At 43.1% G+C, this 21,260-nt stretch carries 22 protein-coding genes; 18 read left to right on the forward strand and 4 right to left on the reverse strand.

Annotated features, from left to right (window positions below):
* Positions 1 to 2: 2 nt before the first annotated feature.
* Positions 3 to 488, reverse strand: coding sequence for a peptidyl-prolyl cis-trans isomerase (locus tag NST56_RS08510; protein WP_168747717.1), 486 nt, complete (start codon positions 486 to 488; stop codon positions 3 to 5).
* 103 nt (positions 489 to 591) lie between these two features.
* Here NST56_RS08510 and glsA point away from each other — a divergent pair, with 103 nt between their 5' ends.
* From glsA to pyc, 4 genes are all read left to right on the forward strand, one after another.
* The gene (glsA, locus tag NST56_RS08515; protein ID WP_010334124.1) at positions 592 to 1,521 is read left to right on the forward strand and encodes a glutaminase A; all 930 of its coding nucleotides are present in this window, start codon (positions 592 to 594) and stop codon (positions 1,519 to 1,521) included.
* A gap of 97 nt (positions 1,522 to 1,618) precedes the next feature.
* The gene (locus tag NST56_RS08520) at positions 1,619 to 1,900 is read left to right on the forward strand and encodes a YlaN family protein (protein ID WP_003221339.1); all 282 of its coding nucleotides are present in this window, start codon (positions 1,619 to 1,621) and stop codon (positions 1,898 to 1,900) included.
* A gap of 202 nt (positions 1,901 to 2,102) precedes the next feature.
* Positions 2,103 to 3,314 carry an FtsW/RodA/SpoVE family cell cycle protein gene (locus NST56_RS08525; RefSeq protein WP_339181323.1) on the forward strand — a complete coding sequence of 404 codons (1,212 nt, stop codon included), beginning with the start codon at positions 2,103 to 2,105 and terminating at the stop codon, positions 3,312 to 3,314.
* A gap of 74 nt (positions 3,315 to 3,388) precedes the next feature.
* The gene (pyc, locus tag NST56_RS08530; protein ID WP_010334126.1) at positions 3,389 to 6,835 is read left to right on the forward strand and encodes a pyruvate carboxylase; all 3,447 of its coding nucleotides are present in this window, start codon (positions 3,389 to 3,391) and stop codon (positions 6,833 to 6,835) included.
* A 367-nt stretch (positions 6,836 to 7,202) separates the two neighbouring features.
* Here pyc and ctaA read toward each other — a convergent pair whose 3' ends face one another.
* The gene (gene ctaA, locus NST56_RS08535; protein ID WP_339181325.1) at positions 7,203 to 8,123 is read right to left on the reverse strand and encodes a heme A synthase CtaA; all 921 of its coding nucleotides are present in this window, start codon (positions 8,121 to 8,123) and stop codon (positions 7,203 to 7,205) included.
* A gap of 351 nt (positions 8,124 to 8,474) precedes the next feature.
* On the opposite strand from ctaA, the gene cyoE reads away from it, so the two are divergent.
* From cyoE to ctaG, 6 genes are all read left to right on the forward strand, one after another.
* Positions 8,475 to 9,392: a heme o synthase gene (cyoE, locus tag NST56_RS08540; RefSeq protein WP_010334129.1), complete on the forward strand. Its 918-nt coding sequence runs from the start codon at positions 8,475 to 8,477 to the stop codon at positions 9,390 to 9,392.
* 238 nt (positions 9,393 to 9,630) lie between these two features.
* On the forward strand, positions 9,631 to 10,701 hold the full coding sequence (gene coxB, locus NST56_RS08545; protein ID WP_010334130.1) for a cytochrome c oxidase subunit II: 1,071 nt from the start codon (positions 9,631 to 9,633) through the stop codon (positions 10,699 to 10,701).
* Positions 10,702 to 10,733: 32 nt separating this feature from the next.
* Entirely contained in the window at positions 10,734 to 12,602 is a 1,869-nt protein-coding gene (gene ctaD, locus NST56_RS08550) for a cytochrome c oxidase subunit I (RefSeq protein ID WP_026014704.1), read from the forward strand.
* Positions 12,602 to 13,225: a cytochrome c oxidase subunit III gene (gene ctaE / locus NST56_RS08555; RefSeq protein WP_059352864.1), complete on the forward strand. Its 624-nt coding sequence runs from the start codon at positions 12,602 to 12,604 to the stop codon at positions 13,223 to 13,225. Before ctaD ends, ctaE begins: the two co-directional genes overlap by 1 nt.
* A 2-nt stretch (positions 13,226 to 13,227) precedes the next feature.
* Positions 13,228 to 13,560 (forward strand): cytochrome c oxidase subunit IVB, encoded by a 333-nt coding sequence (ctaF, locus tag NST56_RS08560; RefSeq protein ID WP_010334133.1) that lies wholly within the window; start codon positions 13,228 to 13,230, stop codon positions 13,558 to 13,560.
* Between the two features lie 26 nt (positions 13,561 to 13,586).
* Entirely contained in the window at positions 13,587 to 14,480 is an 894-nt protein-coding gene (ctaG, locus tag NST56_RS08565; protein WP_339181330.1) for a cytochrome c oxidase assembly factor CtaG, read from the forward strand.
* 33 nt (positions 14,481 to 14,513) lie between these two features.
* Here ctaG and NST56_RS08570 read toward each other — a convergent pair whose 3' ends face one another.
* Positions 14,514 to 14,876: a YugN family protein gene (locus NST56_RS08570; protein ID WP_081720783.1), complete on the reverse strand. Its 363-nt coding sequence runs from the start codon at positions 14,874 to 14,876 to the stop codon at positions 14,514 to 14,516.
* Between the two features lie 139 nt (positions 14,877 to 15,015).
* Here NST56_RS08570 and NST56_RS08575 point away from each other — a divergent pair, with 139 nt between their 5' ends.
* The 8 genes from NST56_RS08575 to coaD all read left to right on the forward strand — a co-directional run bounded on the left by NST56_RS08575 (position 15,016) and on the right by coaD (position 19,949).
* Entirely contained in the window at positions 15,016 to 15,462 is a 447-nt protein-coding gene (locus tag NST56_RS08575; protein ID WP_268449724.1) for a CBS domain-containing protein, read from the forward strand.
* Positions 15,463 to 15,547: 85 nt separating this feature from the next.
* Positions 15,548 to 16,585, forward strand: coding sequence for a CAP domain-containing protein (locus NST56_RS08580; protein WP_010334137.1), 1,038 nt, complete (start codon positions 15,548 to 15,550; stop codon positions 16,583 to 16,585).
* 438 nt (positions 16,586 to 17,023) lie between these two features.
* The gene (locus NST56_RS08585; protein WP_029441238.1) at positions 17,024 to 17,422 is read left to right on the forward strand and encodes a YlbD family protein; all 399 of its coding nucleotides are present in this window, start codon (positions 17,024 to 17,026) and stop codon (positions 17,420 to 17,422) included.
* Between the two features lie 15 nt (positions 17,423 to 17,437).
* Positions 17,438 to 17,677: a YlbE-like family protein gene (locus tag NST56_RS08590; protein WP_010334139.1), complete on the forward strand. Its 240-nt coding sequence runs from the start codon at positions 17,438 to 17,440 to the stop codon at positions 17,675 to 17,677.
* A gap of 127 nt (positions 17,678 to 17,804) precedes the next feature.
* On the forward strand, positions 17,805 to 18,254 hold the full coding sequence (ricF, locus tag NST56_RS08595) for a regulatory iron-sulfur-containing complex subunit RicF (protein WP_010334140.1): 450 nt from the start codon (positions 17,805 to 17,807) through the stop codon (positions 18,252 to 18,254).
* A gap of 54 nt (positions 18,255 to 18,308) precedes the next feature.
* Entirely contained in the window at positions 18,309 to 18,581 is a 273-nt protein-coding gene (locus NST56_RS08600) for a YlbG family protein (RefSeq protein ID WP_010334141.1), read from the forward strand.
* A gap of 323 nt (positions 18,582 to 18,904) precedes the next feature.
* A complete protein-coding gene (rsmD, locus tag NST56_RS08605) occupies positions 18,905 to 19,462 on the forward strand; it encodes a 16S rRNA (guanine(966)-N(2))-methyltransferase RsmD (protein WP_029441239.1) in 558 nt (185 codons plus the stop codon).
* A gap of 1 nt (position 19,463) precedes the next feature.
* Entirely contained in the window at positions 19,464 to 19,949 is a 486-nt protein-coding gene (gene coaD, locus NST56_RS08610) for a pantetheine-phosphate adenylyltransferase (RefSeq protein WP_024121295.1), read from the forward strand.
* An 11-nt stretch (positions 19,950 to 19,960) separates the two neighbouring features.
* Here coaD and ylbJ read toward each other — a convergent pair whose 3' ends face one another.
* Entirely contained in the window at positions 19,961 to 21,187 is a 1,227-nt protein-coding gene (ylbJ, locus tag NST56_RS08615) for a sporulation integral membrane protein YlbJ (RefSeq protein ID WP_339181335.1), read from the reverse strand.
* Positions 21,188 to 21,260 lie beyond the last annotated feature (73 nt).

Here is a 21,260-nt window from a genome sequence, read left to right on the forward strand (position 1 = left end):
ATTTAAATGATTTCAATCTCTATTATATTGGTGATTGGCTGTACGTGATCAACTGGATCTTCAAAATAAATATGAACCGGGCCGCCTTCCTGAATCGGCTTGCCTGCCTGGCTGAAATGGACAATACTGTTCAGCGCGGTATCAAGAGGAACGGCGGCTTTACCGGAACTTGTAATAAATACGCATTGTGATGCAGAGCTGAGCGGCTCGGCATTTTTCAGCACACTTCCCAATTTCATTGCGAAGCTGCCGTTCATTAATTTCTGTTTCTCAAATTGTTTTTCCGTCTTTAATGTAGGCGGCGCAATCTGTCCTTCTCTAATAACACGTTCAGTATCCAGGCCAGATTCATTCTCAGCCGAATGTAAATTGATTTCTTGGCCGTCCCCTTTACGGTCAAATGAAAATTTACGATCATCAAAAATCCATACGCTCGGATCAATCGTAATTGGATATGTAACATTGCCTTTTACTTGTATAACGCTCATGGTATAACCCCCTTCTCTCAAAATTATAAAAGTTTTCGCATGAATTGTCACTTTGTGTAACAAATTATGTGTATTGAGATGCTCAGGGAGCGAGGGTGGTCGCATGGTATGCCGGCATAATGACGAACTGGAAGCGTTAGTGAAAGAAGCAAAAAAGGTGACAGACAAGGGAGAGGTGGCCAGCTACATTCCCGCTTTAGCAAAAGCTGATCAGCACGATCTCTCAGTAGCGATTTATTATTCCAATAATACTTGTCTGTCAGCGGGTGACGTAGAGAAAACATTTACCCTTCAAAGTATATCGAAAGTGCTCTCACTTGCCCTTGTGTTAATGGAATACGGCAAGGACAGAGTCTTCAGTTATGTCGGCCAGGAGCCGACCGGTGATCCGTTTAATTCAATTATTAAGCTTGAAACCATGAATCCGAGCAAGCCGCTAAATCCTATGATAAATGCCGGAGCACTGGTTGTAACCAGCTTGATTAAAGGACAAACGTCTAAAGAGAGACTCGATTATCTGCTTTCTTTTATCAGGAAACTGACAAACAACCAAGACATCACCTACTGCCAGGACGTAGCTGAGTCTGAATACAGCACATCAATGATTAATCGGGCAATGTGTTATTATATGAAGCAGTATGGGATTTTTGAGGATGATGTTGAAGCAGTAATGGATTTATATACGAAGCAATGTGCGATTGAGATGAACAGTCTTGATTTAGCGAAAATTGGGGCAGTGTTTGCGCTTAACGGCAGGCATCCAGAAACAGGAGAACAAGTCATTTCAAAAGATGTCGCAAGAATTTGCAAGACGTTTATGGTCACCTGCGGAATGTATAATGCAAGCGGAGAATTCGCGATTAAGGTCGGAATTCCTGCGAAAAGCGGCGTATCAGGAGGGATTATGGGCATTTCACCCTATGATTTTGGGATCGGCATTTTCGGCCCGGCTTTGGATGAAAAAGGGAACAGCATTGCAGGTGTAAAGCTTTTGAAAATAATGTCTGAAACGTATAGGCTGAGTATTTTTTAATTTATGTCATCTGTTTAAATCCTCTTGCATTTTCTGCTGATACCCTTTATGATAAATAGAAGAATTAGGTACTCGCCTGGGGAACGGAGGGATACTTTTGGCTTCAGAGATGATAGTTGACCATCGGCAAAAAGCTTTTGAGCTACTGAAAGTTGACGCTGAGAAGATTTTGAAGCTGATCCGAGTACAAATGGATAACTTAACGATGCCTCAATGTCCTCTATATGAAGAGGTATTAGATACTCAAATGTTCGGACTTTCGAGGGAAATCGATTTTGCTGTCCGCCTGGGATTGGTTGACGAAAAAGATGGAAAAGACCTTTTATACACATTAGAACGCGAATTGTCTGCTTTGCACGACGCGTTTACAGGTAAATAAATGATAAAACTCAAACTAATTAACAGTTTGGGTTTTTTTATAACCGCTTGCTTTTTCACCGTATAATGACGGTCTCTTTTTGTGCATTTCATCCGAATCGTATAGAGAATCTTCGTGTCATTTGATAAATTGTAGTAAAATAAAAAATATAAATACATAAAAACCATAGGTAATGGAAGTTGGAAGCAGGGAAGAGGATGTTATGTTAAAAAAAATGCTAAAATCTTATGACTACTCACTGATATTCGCAATTGTTTTACTATGCGGATTCGGTTTAGTGATGGTATACAGCTCAAGTATGATTACGGCTGTTTCTCGGTATGGGGTAAGCAGTAATTATTTCTTCATGCGTCAGCTGTTTGCTTTAATCGCAGGAGGCATCCTTTTTATTGTTATGGCCGTGTTTCCTTACAAAGCACTGGCTCATCAAAAATTTCAAAAGGTGATGCTGCTTGTTTCAGTGTTTGCGCTTATCTCACTGTTTGTATTCGGGCATGTTGCCGGAAATGCGCAAAGCTGGTTTAAAATCGGCGGAATGAGTATTCAGCCGGGTGAATTTGTCAAGCTGGTAGTGATTTTATATCTAGCAGCTGTCTATGCAAAAAAACAAAGCTATATTGATCACCTGTTAACAGGAGTTGCGCCTCCTGTGGTGATGACGGTTATTATCTGCGGTTTAATTGCTATGCAGCCTGACTTTGGTACAGCGATGATTATCGCCATCATCGCTACGTGTATGATCTTGTGCTCGGGTTTCAGCGGGAAGACGCTGGTAAGGCTTGTTTTGCTGGGTGGAATTGTCTTAATTCTGGTCAGTCCAATTATTTATTTTAATATAGATAACATTTTAACAGAAAAGCGTTTAGCTCGTTTTGAGAGTCTGGAAGATCCGTTTAAATATGCGAATACATCAGGTTTGCAAGTGATCAATTCTTATTATGCGATTGGGTCGGGAGGTATTTTCGGTCTTGGGCTCGGAGAAAGTATCCAGAAATACGGGTATCTTCCTGAGTCACATACTGACTTTATCATGGCCGTGATTGCTGAAGAACTCGGCATTTTTGGGGTATTGTTTGTTGTTTTCCTGTTGGGCTTTATCGTATTAAAAGGTTTCTATATTGCGAGAAAATGCGATGACCCGTTTGGAAGTCTTCTGGCAATCGGCATTTCAAGCATGATTGCCGTACAATCGTTTATTAACCTTGGCGGTGTCAGCGGGCTCATCCCGATTACGGGTGTTACGCTGCCATTCATCAGCTACGGAGGCTCTTCTTTACTGCTTTTATTGGGAAGTATGGGGATATTAATCAATATCAGCATGTTTGTGAAATATTCAGAGAATAAGAAGAAGAGAGAGTCCTTGGCGCCAAAGGGAATGAAAAAGAAACAGCTTGAAAAAACTGTTTATCTGTAAAAAACAAGTGTGTACACGTAAAGGGTATTCCGATATGATAGATTATATTCCATTCGGGTAAGGGGGAAAAAAGTTTGTCACAGCAATCGATACAAAAAGTGTTAGTAGCAAACAGGGGAGAAATTGCAATCCGTATATTCCGTGCTTGTACAGAATTGAATATTCGTACAGTTGCGGTTTATTCAAAAGAAGATTCCGGTTCCTATCATCGTTACAAAGCAGATGAAGCGTACCTGGTGGGCGAAGGGAAAAAACCAATTGACGCCTACCTGGATATTGAAGGTATTATTGATATTGCGAAAAGAAACAAGGTGGATGCGATCCATCCGGGATATGGTTTCTTATCTGAAAATATACATTTTGCAAGGCGCTGTGAAGAAGAAGGCATCGTGTTCATCGGTCCGACTTCTGAACATTTAGATATGTTTGGTGATAAGGTAAAAGCGCGTGAACAGGCGGAAAAAGCAGGAATTCCTGTTATTCCAGGAAGCGACGGCCCTGCAGAAACGCTTGAAGCAGTCGAACAATTCGGACAAATTCACGGTTATCCGATTATTATTAAAGCTTCGCTTGGCGGCGGCGGACGCGGCATGAGAATTGTCAGAAGTGAAAGTGAAGTCAAAGAAGCATATGAACGTGCGAAATCAGAGGCAAAAGCAGCCTTTGGCAATGATGAAGTATATGTAGAGAAACTGATTGAAAACCCTAAGCATATTGAGGTTCAGGTGATTGGAGACAATCAGGGCAACGTGATTCATCTTTTTGAACGGGACTGTTCTGTTCAAAGACGCCACCAAAAGGTGATTGAAGTAGCGCCGAGCGTTTCGCTGTCAACTGAATTGAGAGATCAAATTTGTGAAGCGGCGGTTGCGCTTGCTAAAAACGTGAACTATATAAATGCTGGTACGGTTGAATTCCTTGTCGCAAACAACGAGTTTTATTTTATAGAAGTAAATCCGCGTGTTCAAGTTGAGCATACAATTACGGAAATGATTACCGGTGTTGATATTGTGCAGACACAGATCCTTGTTGCCCAAGGCCACAGCCTTCACAGCAAAAAAGTCAACATTCCGGAGCAGAAGGACATTTTTACAATCGGCTATGCGATTCAGTCACGGGTAACGACTGAGGATCCGCAAAATGATTTTATGCCTGACACAGGGAAAATCATGGCTTACCGCTCGGGCGGAGGCTTTGGTGTTCGTCTTGATACAGGAAACAGCTTCCAAGGCGCCGTTATTACGCCATATTACGATTCACTGCTCGTTAAGCTATCAACTTGGGCTTTAACGTTTGAACAGGCGGCGGCCAAAATGGTTCGAAACCTTCAGGAGTTTAGAATCAGAGGAATTAAAACAAACATTCCGTTCCTTGAAAATGTCGCAAAGCATGAAAAGTTTCTGACAGGGCGATATGATACGTCTTTCATTGATACAACGCCTGAGTTGTTTAATTTTCCTAAACAGAAAGACCGCGGAACAAAAATGCTTACTTACATTGGAAATGTAACAGTGAATGGTTTCCCTGGAATCGGCAAAAAAGAGAAACCGGCGTTTGACAAACCGTTAGCTATCAAAGTAGACGTCGACCAGCAGCCTGCAAGAGGAACAAAACAAATTCTAGATGAAAAAGGCGCTGAAGGGCTTGTAAATTGGGTTAAGGAACAGAAATCTGTTCTATTAACTGATACAACATTCCGAGATGCCCATCAGTCTTTACTGGCGACTAGATTCAGATCGCATGATTTGAAAAAAATCGCTAATCCGACGGCTGCGTTATGGCCGGAGCTGTTCAGCATGGAAATGTGGGGAGGCGCGACCTTCGATGTAGCTTACCGTTTCCTGAAGGAAGATCCATGGAAGCGTTTGGAGGACCTCCGCAAGGAAGTGCCGAACACGCTGTTCCAGATGCTGCTTCGTTCCTCAAACGCTGTCGGCTATACGAATTATCCAGATAATGTAATTAAAGAATTTGTAAAGCAATCCGCTCAATCCGGCATTGATGTTTTCCGTATTTTCGACAGCTTAAACTGGGTAAAAGGGATGACGTTAGCAATTGATGCCGTTCGGGATTCAGGTAAAGTGGCTGAAGCGGCAATTTGTTACACAGGTGATATTCTCGATAAAACCCGTACAAAATATGATCTTGCTTATTATACATCTATGGCGAAGGAGCTTGAGGCTGCAGGGGCCCATATTCTCGGTATTAAAGATATGGCAGGTCTGTTAAAACCGCAAGCCGCATATGAGCTGGTGTCTGCGTTGAAAGAAACGATCAATATTCCGGTTCACTTACATACGCATGATACGAGCGGTAACGGAATTTATATGTATGCAAAAGCAGTAGAAGCAGGCGTTGATATCGTAGACGTGGCAGTCAGCTCAATGGCTGGCTTAACATCACAGCCTAGTGCGAGCGGATTTTATCATGCGATGGAAGGAAACTCCCGCCGTCCGGAAATGAACGTGCAAGGCGTGGAATTACTATCCCAGTATTGGGAATCAGTTCGCAAATATTATAGTGAATTTGAAAGCGGGATGAAGTCTCCGCATACTGAAATTTATGAGCATGAAATGCCTGGTGGCCAATACAGCAACCTGCAGCAGCAGGCGAAAGGAGTAGGCCTGGGCGATCGCTGGAATGAAGTCAAAGAGATGTACAGACGAGTAAATGATATGTTCGGTGATATCGTGAAGGTTACGCCTTCTTCTAAAGTAGTCGGGGATATGGCGCTGTACATGGTGCAAAATAACCTAACTGAAAAGGACATTTACGAAAAAGGCGAATCATTAGATTTCCCTGATTCTGTTATTGAGCTTTTCAAAGGAAATATTGGACAGCCTCATGGCGGATTCCCGGAAAAGCTTCAAAAGCTCATTTTAAAAGGGCAGGAGCCGATCACAGTCAGACCGGGAGAACTGCTTGAGCCGGTATCCTTTGAAGCGATCAAACAGGAGTTTAAAGAGCAGTATAACCTAGAGATTTCAGACCAGGATGCTGTGGCGTACGCCCTTTATCCTAAAGTCTTCTCCGATTATGTGAAAACTGCTGAAAGCTATGGGAATATTTCAGTATTAGATACTCCGACCTTCTTCTATGGCATGACATTAGGAGAAGAAATAGAAGTGGAAATTGAACGCGGGAAAACGCTGATCGTCAAACTGATTTCAATCGGTGAACCTCGGCCGGATGCAACTCGCGTGATCTATTTCGAACTGAACGGCCAGCCGCGCGAAGTGGTCATAAAGGACGAAAGCATTAAGTCTTCCGTTCAGGAAAGATTAAAAGCAGACCGTACAAATCCAAATCATATTGCGGCTTCTATGCCTGGAACTGTCATCAAGGTACTGACAGAAGCGGGTGCCAAAGTCAATAAAGGTGATCATTTGATGATCAACGAAGCCATGAAAATGGAAACAACGGTTCAGGCGCCATTCTCCGGAACAATCAAACAGATTCATGTGAAAAATGGAGAGCCGATCCAAACGGGAGATCTGCTTCTCGAAATTGAAAAAGCATAATCAAAAAGAGTGTATATCAGCTGATATACACTCTTTTTTAGTGAAGAACGAGATATGAAGACAGGAAAGTGCAGCAAATCGGGGGCTGATTCAAACGTGTGTAAAGGACGCATTGGTTGTCTGCTCACAGGTGCAGGAATGAGACAAGCTGAACAAGGAGGGATGCTTAATAAGCTTCGTATGATGATGGCTTCTTTTCTGGTAAGAATGAATGGACAAAGTTATTTTAATTAAAATCCTGTCCTAAACATCGACTGAACAGCGCGTTTAGCATTCATCATCGGTCGAGATGTTCCAAACCTTATATTAATCATCAAGTTGGAAGGATAAAAAAGACCAAAGCGTATAAGAGCTTTGGTCCTGTGTCTTATGCCCGTTTTGATTCGTAACGAAAGCGTGCAATCAATAATAAGAAGTAGCATAAAACCCCAAACAGGCATGCAATAAAAAATGAGTGCGCAAGCGCAAAGCCCAGCGCCAGTTCAGAATATACGATCATAATGCCGGACAGTGCCTGTAACATGATAAAAATAAGACACGAAATCCAGCCCCAAAAGATTTGCTTTTGTTCTTTATAGGAAGTAATCGCATGAACAGCGGCAACGATGATCCATACAAACAGGAGCAAGGCTGCAGCTCTGTGCCCCATTTGCACCCATTCGTGAAATTGGGTCGGAAGTCCATTGTTCAGCCTGCTGCACAGCGGCACATCAGGACACGCCAGACTGGATTCTGTATGTCTTACGTATGCGCCAGTATACACAACGATATAGGAATATATCAAAATACCTATCATGTGAAATTGCATTTTCTTGCCGATTTGAAGCGGTTTGACAAGTTTTCTGGCTGATTTATCAGCTTCAAATATAAGCAATGTTAATATTAGAACAGACGCAAAGGAAATCAGTGAAATCCCAAAATGAAGCGCCATAATAAGCGCGTTTGAACCGAATACAACAGCTAACGCGCCAAGCAGTGCCTGGAGAAACAAAAAGATAATGGACATGATGGCAAGAAACGTTGTCTCACGGAAAACAGGTGTGATTTTTCTCCATGACCAAAAGGCAAGGCTTAATACAAGAATAATTGAGATGCCGCTTGCGAATCTGTGGCTCCATTCAATAATAGAAGCGGGATTCAGTTCAGGGAAGAAGCGCCCGTGGCACAGCGGCCACTGTCTGCCGCATCCTTGGCCGGAACCTGTTTTTGTAACGAGGGCTCCCCCGATTAAAACAATAAGCATCACAAATGTAGTCAAAACACCGAGAGCTTTTAATGCTTTATTCATACAATATCCACCTTCTTAACAAACTGCTGCAATTTTTTATACGTACCAAGTGTAAGCGAATATGTGTTTTGTGGCAATTCTTAGAGCCCTTTGTTCACAAAAATATAATAGAATTACGACTTCTGGAAATGTATACTTGATTATTCATGCCGGGTCTGATAGAAATAAGGTAAACGCATTGGCGAATTGGCGATTGCCTTTTTCTCTGGTAAAATTCATAAAAAGTTCACAAATAAATTCCTGTTTCTCGTTTAATATTTAATAGGATGTTTTTTTACAAGTTGTTATCTTGTATGATAGAGTTGCAGGTTATTATGAACCTGCGTTAGGTTTGTAAGGGAGGTTTACGTTATGGCTAACTCCAGAATCTTAAATGATACAGCTATAGACGGACAAATTGAAGAAACAACGGCATGGAAAGATTTTCTGTCCCTCATTAAAATAGGGATCGTAAATTCTAATCTCATCACAACTTTTACTGGAATGTGGCTTGCTTTTCATATTTCCGGTTTAAGCTTTTTAGGCAATATAAACACCGTTCTTCTTACTTTATTTGGATCATCATTGATTATTGCGGGCTCCTGTGCGATCAATAACTGGTATGACCGGGACATTGATCATATCATGGAGCGTACAAAAGTAAGACCGACGGTTACGGGTAAAATTCAGCCGAATCAGGCTTTATGGTCTGGAATTTTGCTTGTTGCTTTAGGATTGATCATGCTGCTGATGACCACTGTGATGGCTGCTGTTATTGGTTTTATCGGAGTATTTACTTATGTTGTCCTGTACACAATGTGGACGAAACGCCGCTATACGATTAACACAGTAGTAGGGAGTGTTTCCGGAGCAGTGCCGCCTCTGATTGGATGGACGGCAGTAGAAGGAAATATCGGCGTCGTGGCATGGGTATTATTTATGATTTTATTCATTTGGCAGATTCCTCACTTCTTATCGCTTGCCATTAAGAAAACTGAGGACTACAGAGCCGCGAATATTCCAATGCTTCCAGTCGTATATGGATTTGAAGTGACGAAAAGACAAATTATTGTATGGGTTGCGTGCCTGATGCCGCTTCCATTCTTTTTAGGAAGCCTAGGTCTACCGATTGTGATTCTCGGATTGCTGTTAAATATCGGCTGGCTGATTCTTGGGTTGATGGGTTTCCGTTCAAAAAATATCATGAAGTGGGCGACGATGATGTTCGTTTACTCACTGAATTACATGACAATCTATTTCGTTGCAATGGTTGTCTTTACGCTTTTCTAAAAAATAGATACATTGCTTGTTTTATCGCTTCAAAATAACCGATGACAACTAGTGAATGCCGCCTTGACCTTTTGTTTAATCAGGCGGCTTTACTTTTATACATAGATGGCATTTTGAGTAAAAAAACTCATAATTTAAGAGAAGAGGAAATGTAAGTGCTTTATTGGGAGGCGGCCGGATTGCGATGGAATCAATCTATTTTCCGCCGCTGTATTGACCAGAAAAGGGGTTGGGTGAAATGGTAAAGCATTGGCGTCTTATCTTATTATTAGCCTTGGTGCCGCTTCTGTTAAGCGGATGTGGAAAACCTTTTTTATCCACGCTCAAGCCTGCTGGCGAGGTGGCTGATAAACAGTATGACCTGACAGTGCTCAGTACATTGATTATGGTTGTTGTCGTAGCAGTCGTATCTGTTATCTTCTTTTACGTGATTGTAAGATTCAGAAGGTCACGGGTTGGGGAAAACACGATACCAAAACAAGTGGAAGGGAATAAATTTTTAGAAATCACATGGACAGTAATCCCTATTTTGCTGCTCATCATTCTTGTTATCCCTGTCGTATTATATACGCTTGAACTCGCAGATACATCACCTATGGATAAGAAAAACCGCAAAGCCGAGGATGCTCTCGTTGTCAATGTCAGAGCGAATTTATATTGGTGGGAGTTTGAATATCCTGATTATGGCATTATCACAAGCCAGGAGCTGATCGTACCGACAGACCAGCGGGTTTATTTCAGTTTAAAAGCCTCTGATGTAAAACATTCTTTCTGGATTCCTTCAGCTGGAGGAAAAATTGATACCAATACTGATAACGAAAATACGTTCTTCTTAACGTTCGATTCAAAACGCAGCAAAGAGGCGGGAGATACGTTCTTTGGAAAGTGTGCTGAGCTTTGCGGGCCTTCACACGCACTCATGGATTTTAAAGTAAAGGCCCTTTCTGCGAAAGAGTTTCAGGCATGGACAAAAGATATGAAAAACTATAAGACGACAGCAGAAAATGATTTGGCTAAGCAGGGGGAAGAGCTGTTCAAAGAGAAAAACTGCCTGAGCTGTCATGCAGTGGAGCCGAATGATAAGCGTGCGGAGGCAGCAAGAACGGCACCAAATCTGGCGACTTTCGGTGAAAGGACAAAAGTGGCAGGGGTAAAGGATGCCAATGAAGAAAATGTGAAAGCCTGGCTGAAAGACCCTGAGAGCATAAAGCCGGGGAACAAAATGACAGGAACATATCCGAAGCTTTCAGACAGTGAAATGGACGCGCTTTATGAATACTTAAAAGGCTTGAAAGCAGAAAGCAAGTAGGGAAGAAAGGGAGATATTGGGGGAGGTCACATATGTTGAATGCGCTTACAGAAAAGCGGACGCGCGGATCTATGCTTTGGGATTATTTGACGACGGTGGACCACAAAAAAATTGCAATACTTTACTTAATCGCAGGAGGATTCTTCTTTCTTGTCGGGGGAATTGAAGCGATGTTTATCAGAATCCAGCTTGCAAAGCCGGAAAATGCTTTTCTCAGTGCTCAAGCGTACAATGAAGTGATGACGATGCACGGGACGACAATGATCTTTTTGGCTGCGATGCCGCTTTTATTTGCTTTGATGAATGCGGTTGTTCCATTGCAGATCGGAGCGCGGGATGTTTCGTTTCCATTTTTAAACTCGCTTGGTTTTTGGCTCTTCTTCTTCGGGGGCATTTTCTTAAACTTAAGCTGGTTTTTGGGAGGAGCGCCAGATGCGGGCTGGACGTCATATGCCTCGCTTTCGCTTCATTCCAAAGGGCACGGCATAGACTTTTTCGTCCTTGGACTCCAAATATCCGGACTGGGGACGCTGATAGCCGGGATTAACTTTTTGGCCACGATTATTAACATGAGGGCTCCCGGCATGACGTACATGAGGCTGCCTTTGTTTACATGGACGACATTTGTGGCGTCGGCATTGATTTTGTTTGCGTTTCCGCCGCTAACGGTTGGCTTGGCTCTTATGATGCTGGATCGGCTGTTCGGCACAAATTTCTTTAATCCTGAGCTTGGCGGTAACACGATTATTTGGGAACATTTATTTTGGATATTCGGACATCCGGAGGTTTATATTCTGATTTTGCCTGCTTTCGGCATTTTCTCAGAGGTCATCCCGGTGTTTTCCAGAAAGCGTTTGTTTGGATATTCTTCAATGGTTTTTGCGATCGTGCTTATCGGTTTTCTTGGCTTTATGGTTTGGGTGCACCACATGTTTACGACAGGCCTCGGACCGATTGCGAACGCAATCTTTGCAGTTGCTACAATGGCAATCGCTATTCCGACCGGGATTAAAATTTTTAACTGGCTGCTGACGATTTGGGGAGGAAATGTGAAATATACCACAGCCATGCTGTATGCCGTCTCATTTATCCCGTCCTTTGTGCTTGGTGGTGTGACAGGTGTCATGCTGGCGGCAGCAGCTGCTGATTACCAGTTCCATGATACGTATTTTGTTGTGGCGCACTTTCACTATGTCATTATAGGCGGAGTGGTATTCGGGCTATTAGCCGGTGTTCATTTCTGGTGGCCGAAAATGTTCGGTAAAATTCTGCATGAAACAATGGGGAAAATATCATTTGTCTTGTTTTTTATCGGCTTCCATCTTACTTTTTTCATCCAGCACTTTGTCGGTTTAATGGGCATGCCGCGCCGAGTGTATACCTTCTTGCCAGGCCAGGGGCTTGAAACCGGCAACTTGATCAGCACAATCGGGGCGTTTTTTATGGCAGCAGCCGTTATCCTCCTGCTTGTCAATGTCATCTGGACCTCGGTGAAGGGCGAATATGTCGGAGATGATCCATGGCATGACGGGCGTACGCTTGAATGGGCTGTTTCGTCACCGCCGCCAGAATATAATTTTAAACAGCTTCCATTTGTCAGAGGGCTTGACCCGCTGTGGATTGAGAAGCAGGCGGGACACAAATCAATGACACCGGCTGAACCGGTTGAAGATATCCATATGCCAAACGGTTCAATTCTGCCGCTGATCATTTCCTTCGGCCTCTTTGTCGCTGCCTTTGGTCTCTTGTATAGAACCGAGCACGCTTGGGGTCTGCCGGTGATCTTTATCGGACTTGGCATCACATTTTTTACAATGCTGCTCCGTTCATTGATTGATGATCACGGTTATCATATTCACAAAGAGGAACTGCCGAACGATGATAAAGGGGTGAAGGCGTAATGCAAATTGAAGAAAAATTCACCGCAGAGACCTTTCCAGCTTCTCCCGAAAAAGCAACACTGGAAGGGAAAAATAAATTTTTAGGTTTTTGGCTTTTTCTTGGGGGAGAGACTGTTTTGTTCGCGTCTCTCTTCGCCACTTTTCTTGCACTCCGGAATTCAAACGCCGGTGACCCGCCTACGACAGAAATGTTTGATGTCACACTCGTTTTTATCGCCACAATGCTCTTATTAACGAGCAGTTTAACGAGTGTATATGCGATGTATCATATGAAAAACTTTTCATTCGGGAAAATGCAGCTCTGGCTGGGGATTACCTTGTTATTGGGGGCGGGATTTTTAGGCTTGGAGATTTATGAATTTAAGCATTACACACATGAGTTTGGCTTTACCATCACAAGCTCGGCGCTTGGCTCATCGTTTTATACGCTTGTCGGCACACATGGTGCGCACGTGGCGTTTGGCCTCTTGTGGATCAGCGCGCTGATGATTCGCAATGCAAAGAGGGGCTTGAGCTTATATACAGCGCCTAAGTTTTACGTGGCCAGTCTTTACTGGCATTTTATTGATGTCGTGTGGGTCTTTATCTTTACCGTTGTATATTTAATGGGGATGGTGGGATAAACATGGTCGATAAAAAAAGCAGAGGACATATCAGCGGCGACCTTGAATATAAGAAAAAGAAGCATGCTCAGGAGATGAAATATCAAGTCATGTCTTTTGGCCTGATGATTGGCCTTACGCTCGTTGCGTTTCTGACTGTGGCAACAGACGGCATCGGCAGCTGGTTTACGATTCCTTTCATAATACTGCTTGCGGCTATTCAAGTGATATTTCAGCTGTATTACTTCATGCATATGAATCAGAAAGGGCATGAAGCGCCGGCATTGTTTCTGTATTCAGGTATGTTTGTCGCGTTCATTACGGTGCTTGCGTTTGTTACAATTATATGGTGGTAATTTGAGCAGCCGCCGGAGGTGAAGAAATGAATCAGTTAGACGTGTTTGGGTTTCGCGCTATGTGGAGCCCTTATCTTTTTTGTATCCTTTTAGGCATCACGGTGCTTTACATCTTTTTTTACAGATGGATGTCTTCAAAGCCTGACCGTCTTACGGGTAAAGAAATGGCCTGTTTTCTGTCGGCAATGCTGTTTTTATATGCAGCCGAAGGAAGCCCGATTGATCTGCTCGGACATATTATGTTCAGCGCCCATATGGTGCAGATGGCTGTTTTGTATTTAGTGGTTCCGCCTTTATTAATCGCAGGAATTCCTGCATGGGCCTGGGAAAAAATGATTTTTCAGCCTGCTATTAAGCCGTTTTTTACTTTTTTCTCAACACCCTTAATTGCATTGCTTTTATTTAACGGCATTTTTTCTCTTTATCATGTGCCGCTAATATTTGACACTGTCAAAACGGATACGCTTTACCATACGGTAATGACTTGGCTCATTTTCGTGTTAGCATTTTTTATGTGGTGGCCGCTCGTCCATAAGGTGGCTCGGCTTCCGCAGCTCAGCGGCTTGATGAAGCTGGGCTATATTATGGCGGACGGTATACTGCTGACGCCTGCTTGCGCCCTGATCATGTTTAGCGGAACGCCGTTATATGCCACCTATACAGATCCGTCTGCCTGGGCGGAAGCCATGAAGCTTTGTGTTCCTGCGGATATGCTGGGACAGGTTCCGTTAACAGGACCGGAAATGTTTAATACACTTCCTTTGTTAGAGGATCAGCAGCTCGGGGCAGTTATGATGAAAATTATTCAGGAAATTGTATACGGCGCTTTTTTGGCGATAGTCTTTTTTCAATGGGTGAAGAAGGAAAGGGAAAAGGATGGACAGGAGGAGCCGCCTTATATTCAGCAGACGATATCATAAAAGGTACAGCGGCAATTAGCTGTACCTTTTTTATTACATTTGAACGGTTTTCAGCATGTCGGAGATGTCCTGGATGAGTGCCTTACTTTTGGTCACAACCTGCACTGGGAACTCTTCTGTTTCTCCGTATTCCACTCCGTGCGGGTAATAGTGTTTTCCTAATAGAGGGGGCATTAATTGAATAACGGCGCGGCCGCTTCCGACATCGCCCTCTGTTGCATTGCCTTGAATCCGCAGGTAAAACGTTCCCTCAATCGTCGAAAACTTTCTGTCATAGGTCACTCTTTCATAATCCCATTGACCGGCTCTGATGAGTCCCTTGCTTTCCATCAAATCGTCCAAGAGGCTGAGCTCAGCCTTTACCCCTTCAAGTCCGCTATCAGTAAACTTCAACACTGACCCCTCCTTATAAAAATTACCTTTCCTGACAATCATAGTATGAAAGCGTTAAACTTTCAATGAATCTTCTTCTTTTGAAAGTATGCAAAAATGAAAATTTGACGAAAATATCACTAGATAAAAGGAGGTTTTACGGATGACAAAAATAAAAGATCTGATGACAGCTGACTTGCAATATTGCACGGTATTAGATAATGTATATGAAGCTGCGGTAAAGATGAAAGACGCGGATGTAGGAGCCATTCCGGTAGTTGATGAGGATGGAGAAACACTGGTCGGCATCGTAACTGATCGTGATCTAGTGTTAAGAGGCATCGCCTCAAAAAGGCCCAACTCCCAAAAAATCACTGACGCTATGACCGAAAAACCTGTCAGTGTCGAAGAGGACGCGCCAGTTGATGAGGTACTTCATTTAATGGCATCCCATCAGCTCAGACGGATACCTGTAACCAAAAACAACAAGCTGACTGGTATGGTCACGCTTGGCGATCTTTCCTTATCTGAACAAACAAATGAACGTGCCGGCAGTGCTTTATCAGATATTTCAGAGGACGAAAACAGAGAGCAAGGCTTTTTGCATTAACACATAAATCTTTGACATGTTAAATAGGCTGTATTGTAATGAGAAATAAGGCAAGACATGCAATTCACATCACGGGGGTGATAGATTGAAAAATATATTAAGAGCCATGGTTATCCTCTTGATCATTTGCGGAACTTATGTTCTGTTTATTCAATATGGGGCTGTTCCTGAAAAAAAATCAAATGACAGCGAGCCTCAAGTCTCTAACGAGGAAGCGGCAAGCGGCAAACGAATACATATGCCGACTTCAGGATTATTGTCCTTTATGGGCAAATCCGACGACGATGTAAAGAAAAAACTTGGGGAACCGGAACGTATTGACCCCTCGGCTTATGATTACGAATGGTGGGTTTACAATCAGGGAAAAGACCAATATGTGCAAATCGGGATGCTGAACAATAAAGTGGTCACATTATTTGCGGCGGGAAATGATATTAACGCAAAGCCCTTCAAAATCGGTGAGTCAACGGGAGAAGTATTTAAGACAACCCAGGTGGCTCCGTTTGTAAATGTAGAATATAAAGGAAATTCCTATCGGTTTGAGTTTTCTGAAGAGGACATTAACACCAGACCGACTGTAAAAGTAGGGAAGATGTACGTCCAGCTGTATATGGACAAATTTGAAGGGAAGCTATCCAGCATTAGGGCGTTTGATGCGCAAACCTTTGTTAAGCAAAGACCTTATGAGGTAGTGTACCGCGGTGAGTTAGTAGAACCGAAAACCGTTACGGAAGATAAGTGGAATGAGATCCAATCAACGAGTGAAAAGCAAATACTCGATTTGACCAATGTCATTCGTGTCAAACATGGGTTAGCTAAGCTTGAGTGGGATCAGCCAACGGCCGAAGTGGCTTTTGGCCACAGTGAGGATATGAAAGAAAACAACTATTTCTCCCATGTATCGAAGAAATACGGCACGCTGAAGGACCGCTTGGAAAAAGGTGATGTCGACTTTGAGCAAGCGGGAGAAAATATCGCGTACAATTATGTGGACGGTCCGGCTGCTGTAGAAGGCTGGCTGAATAGTGAAGGCCATCGAAAAGCGCTTCTAAATTCAGATTACACGCATCTTGGCGTCGGTGTAGACCGGAAGTATTACACTCAAAACTTTATTAAACGCTGATAGATCAGCCGCGGGCCACAGGTACCGCGGCTGTTTATTGTTTCTGCAAAGACTCAGATGAACCTTTCTCGATGGATACTGTGAGTGACGTCGGGACCAAAAAAGGCTGCAACGAGTTGCTGTCCAGCTCTTTTTTGATGAGGAGACTGACAGACGGCCGGAGCCAATTAGGGATCTTGTTCTGACGGGTTTCGGTACATGCCGCATCTAAACATTTACAAAGGGCTGGAATCTTGATTTCGAAACGAAGGTCTCGGCTAGGGATAAAGCTTCTGTTGTTCGACCTGAAAGCGCATTGAGAAATTACGCGGAGTTTGTTCTGCACTTCTTGTTTTAAGGGGAAATGCTTAAAAAATTTTTCTGTAAATATTAGGCGAACACTATGGCTCATAAACCGATACATTGTAGTAGGTACATTTTTCGGAGGGGGTGAGGATTGTGGCGAATCAACATGCCAATCATTCAATTAATGACTTTAAACAATTCGTTAAAAAACATCCCAAGCTAATCAAAGAAGTGCGCAAAGAACAAAGAAGCTGGCAGGACGTATACGAAAATTGGGTTCTCTTCGGAGAAAAAGACCCGATTTGGGATCCGTACAGAGAACCGGGGGCAGCCGCAGAAGCGGTAACCGACACATCAGAAAGAAATGATTTTGTTTCTAAAATGGTGACAGCTGTGAAAAAGATGGATGTCAATCAAATGAATGAACAGATCAATAAAATGAGCCAGTCGATCTCATCGTTGCAAAGCCTTCTCAACACATTTTCCGGAAGCGGACATAAGCAATCTCAGCCAGGACCCGGACAGCATCCTTTTTCTTTTCGGAAGGATTAATAAAGGAGAGCTTATATGCGCAAAGACGTTCAGGAATTTATTTTAGCAGATGAAGAACGAAAACGATTCTTAAGAGAACAGCCGATTTGGTACCGGAGGCTGGCGAGGAAGCCGGATGACCTGGCTTCATTTCAGCTTGAGATGATGAATTTTTATGAAAAAACCATTCCGCATCGGGTGAATCAGTTTACGAACGGGATTCAAATGGCACAAATGATGATGCAAATGTTCCAAGCGATGCGGACAAAAGATTAAAAGACCCGAAAATGGGTCTTTTTCATTGTGTAAACCAGTGTGGCTTTTACAACTCCATTTTTAAGGGCGGCTAAGCATTTTCCAATTGGCAGGTTTCATGGTAAACTAACAACTGGAGGTGCGTGCTATGTATGCGACGATGGAATCCGTGCGGCTTCAAAGTGAAGCTCAGCAGCTTGCCGAGATGATTCTGCAGTCGGAGACGGCTGAGAACTACCGCAATTGTTACAAGCGTCTCCAGGAAGATGAAGAGGCAGGGCGGATTATTCGTTCTTTTATCAAAATAAAAGAGCAATATGAGGATGTGCAGCGTTTTGGCAAATATCATCCTGACTATAGAGAAATATCCCGGAAAATGAGGGAGATCAAGCGGGAGCTCGACCTGAACGATAAGGTGGCCGACTTCAAAAAAGCAGAGACCGAACTGCAGTCTATTCTTGATGAAATCAGCGTTGAAATTGGGACAGCTGTATCAGAGCATATAAAAGTTCCGACTGGGAATCCTTATTTTGACGGTTTGTCTTCATGCGGAGGCGGCTGCGGATCAGGCGGCGGCTGCGGATGCAAAGTGTCATGACGAGACTGGCCGTCTCGTCTTTTACATATAAGAGAAATCAGGCAGGTGAACGTATTGGAGAATAGACGCCAGGGCATGATTGTGTATCTTCATTCTTTAAAGCAAAGCAAAATGCTGAGAAAGTTTGGAAATGTGCATTATGTGTCAAAACGCTTAAAATATGTCGTGCTGTATTGTGATATGGATCAAATTGAAAAAACAATGGACAAGATCTCGTCATATTCTTTTGTTAAGAAAGTTGTGCCTTCTTATAAACCGTTTTTAAAATTGGAATTTGAGTCAAAGCTCGATAAAGCGAAAGAATATGATTATAAAATCGGAATATAGCTGTATAAAAAAATCCCCGCAGGTTTCTGCGGGGTCCTTCTATTCCTTAACTTGTTAAGGAGAAGGCAAAGGGAGAGGAGAAACCGGAGGAAGAACTTATGGGGAAACGTAAGTCTTCTCCGCGGTTGGCAACAACATCCTCTGGATGCTGTTGCTTATAGTATGGACAATGATCCTTCCGCTTATACACTTGTAAATGAAGTTTAGCGCTCATTGTTTGAAAGAATGCTTTATGATAAGATAGGGTTGGTTTTTTTCTTATACATAACGGCGTCCGGCCGAACAAGGTAACAAAATAGCTTTTAGAAAAAGTGGTGTGGAACATGAGAGTAATTTCTGGATCAAAAAAAGGCCGTTCACTAAAGGCAGTGCCAGGAACATCAACGAGACCGACAACTGATAAAGTGAAGGAATCCATTTTCAATATGATTGGCCCTTATTTTGACGGGGGCAGGGGACTTGATTTATTCGCTGGAAGCGGAGGTCTTGGTATTGAAGCGCTTTCGCGAGGGTTTGACCATTGTATATTCGTTGACCGTGATTATAAAGCGATTCAAACGGTAAAATCGAACTTAAAAACATTAGAGCTTACAGCGTATGCAGATGTGTACCGAAATGATGCGGAACGTGCTTTGCATGCAGCTGCGAAAAGAGAAACGGGTTTTCACGGGATTTTTCTTGATCCTCCGTATAAGGAACAAAAACTAAAAGCGCTCTTAAGTGTGATAGACGAACAACAAATGCTGGAAGATGACGGTTTTATCGTCGCAGAGCATGACAAAGACGTCGAGCTTCCCGAAGCAGTAGGTGATTTAGTGATAACAAGAAAAGAAACCTACGGATTGACAGGGGTGGCGATCTATAAAAAGAGGGGGTTGTGATGTGACGAGTATAGCTGTCTGTCCCGGCAGTTTTGATCCGGTGACCTACGGGCATCTGGATATCATTAAACGGGGGGCTAATATATTTGATCAAGTGTATGTGTGTGTGCTGAACAATTCTTCAAAAAAGCCGTTATTCAGTGTAGAAGAACGCTGTGAGCTTTTGAGAGAAGTGACAAAAGACATTCCGAACATAACAGTTGAAACGTCACAAGGACTGTTAATTGATTATGCAAAAAGAAAAAATGCAAAAGCCATTTTAAGAGGCTTGAGAGCGGTGTCTGATTTTGAGTACGAGATGCAGGGAACATCCGTAAACCGTGTGCTTGATGAATCAATTGAAACCTTTTTTATGATGACAAATAACCAATATTCTTTCTTAAGTTCAAGCATAGTAAAAGAAGTGGCAAAGTATAAAGGCGCGGTATCAGAATTTGTACCGCCGGAAGTCGAGAAGGCGCTTCAGGAAAAATTCAGACAAGGATGAGTGTTTTGAGCTCATCCTTTTTTTGTTCCGTTTGTCAGTCTGTATGAAAAAATGAAAATGTACGTAAACAGTGCACATAACGTGACAGCAGGGCCAATCTGCACAAGCAGATTCCATCCACTGATAAGAGCTGTCGGCAGCTCACCTGTTTCAAGAGATTTAAAAACGTACTGATCATGGTCATTCCACGCGGTGTAAAGAGGTTTCCATAACAGAATGACAAAAACGGCGGCATAAATGCCTTGCAGCACACGCGCGATGAAGAATGGTTTAAATCTGATGTCCGTCTCTGATAAAATGCCTGCAACTTGAGCCTGAACGGAAAAGCCGCTGAACCCGAGGATAAAGCTGACGACAATGGCTTTTTGCAAAAGGGAGACATCTGTCTCGCTGACAAGCTTGCTTCCCATTGTAATTTCAAACATCCCTGATAATAAAGGAATGTCCAGCTGAGAGGGGAGCTGAAACAAGGTCAGTGCGCCTTCTGTGAGAATAGAGAGAATATCGGTCAGTTGTACGACAGATAACAAACGATTAAAGACAGAAAACAAAATAATAAAGCCGCCCACCATTAGAAGGGTTTGCACAGATGACGTTACAGCGTCGCCTAAAATTTTTCCTAAAGGTCTTTTTTCCGCAAGTCTTGCAGTGTGAAGAGCATGTAAAGCATCTTTGATTGAAGGCAAAGAGATGGTTTTGTTTCTCATGAGCTGCCGCTCTTCTTTACGCCCGTAGGAGCGCATCGTTAAACCGACAGCCAAATTTCCTAAATAGTGTGCAGATGCTAATAAAATACCTAATGACGCATTCTGAAAAAAGCCCACGGCGACAGCTCCAAAAATAAAGAGCGGGTTGGATGAATTGGTGAAGGAAGCAAGCCGTTCTGCTTCTACTCTTGAAATCTGTTTTTCCTGCCGCAGCCTTGCCGTCAGTTTTGCGCCGGCGGGGTTCCCTGATGCCATACCCATGGCCAGAACGAAGCCGCCGACACCCGGCACGCGGAAAATAGGGCGCATAAAAGGCTCGAGCAGAACACCGACAAACCTTACAATACCAAAGCCAATTAATAGCTCAGACAGTATGAAAAACGGCAGCAAAGACGGAAATACGACCTCCCACCACATGGACAGCCCGGTTTTAGAGGCTTCGAATGAGGCCTGCGGATGTGAGATGACAGTCGCTGTTAAAAAAATAAAAAACGCAGCAATCAAAAGTGTATGAATCTTCGACAAGTTCATTCTTACCTCCCCGACGCTAAAAATGCACAATGACATGTATATCATGATAAAATATGGTATGACTCGAAACGGC

It is taken from the genome of Bacillus sp. FSL R5-0560 (genome assembly GCF_037966305.1).
GTDB classification, from domain to species: Bacteria; Bacillota; Bacilli; order Bacillales; family Bacillaceae; genus Bacillus; species Bacillus mojavensis.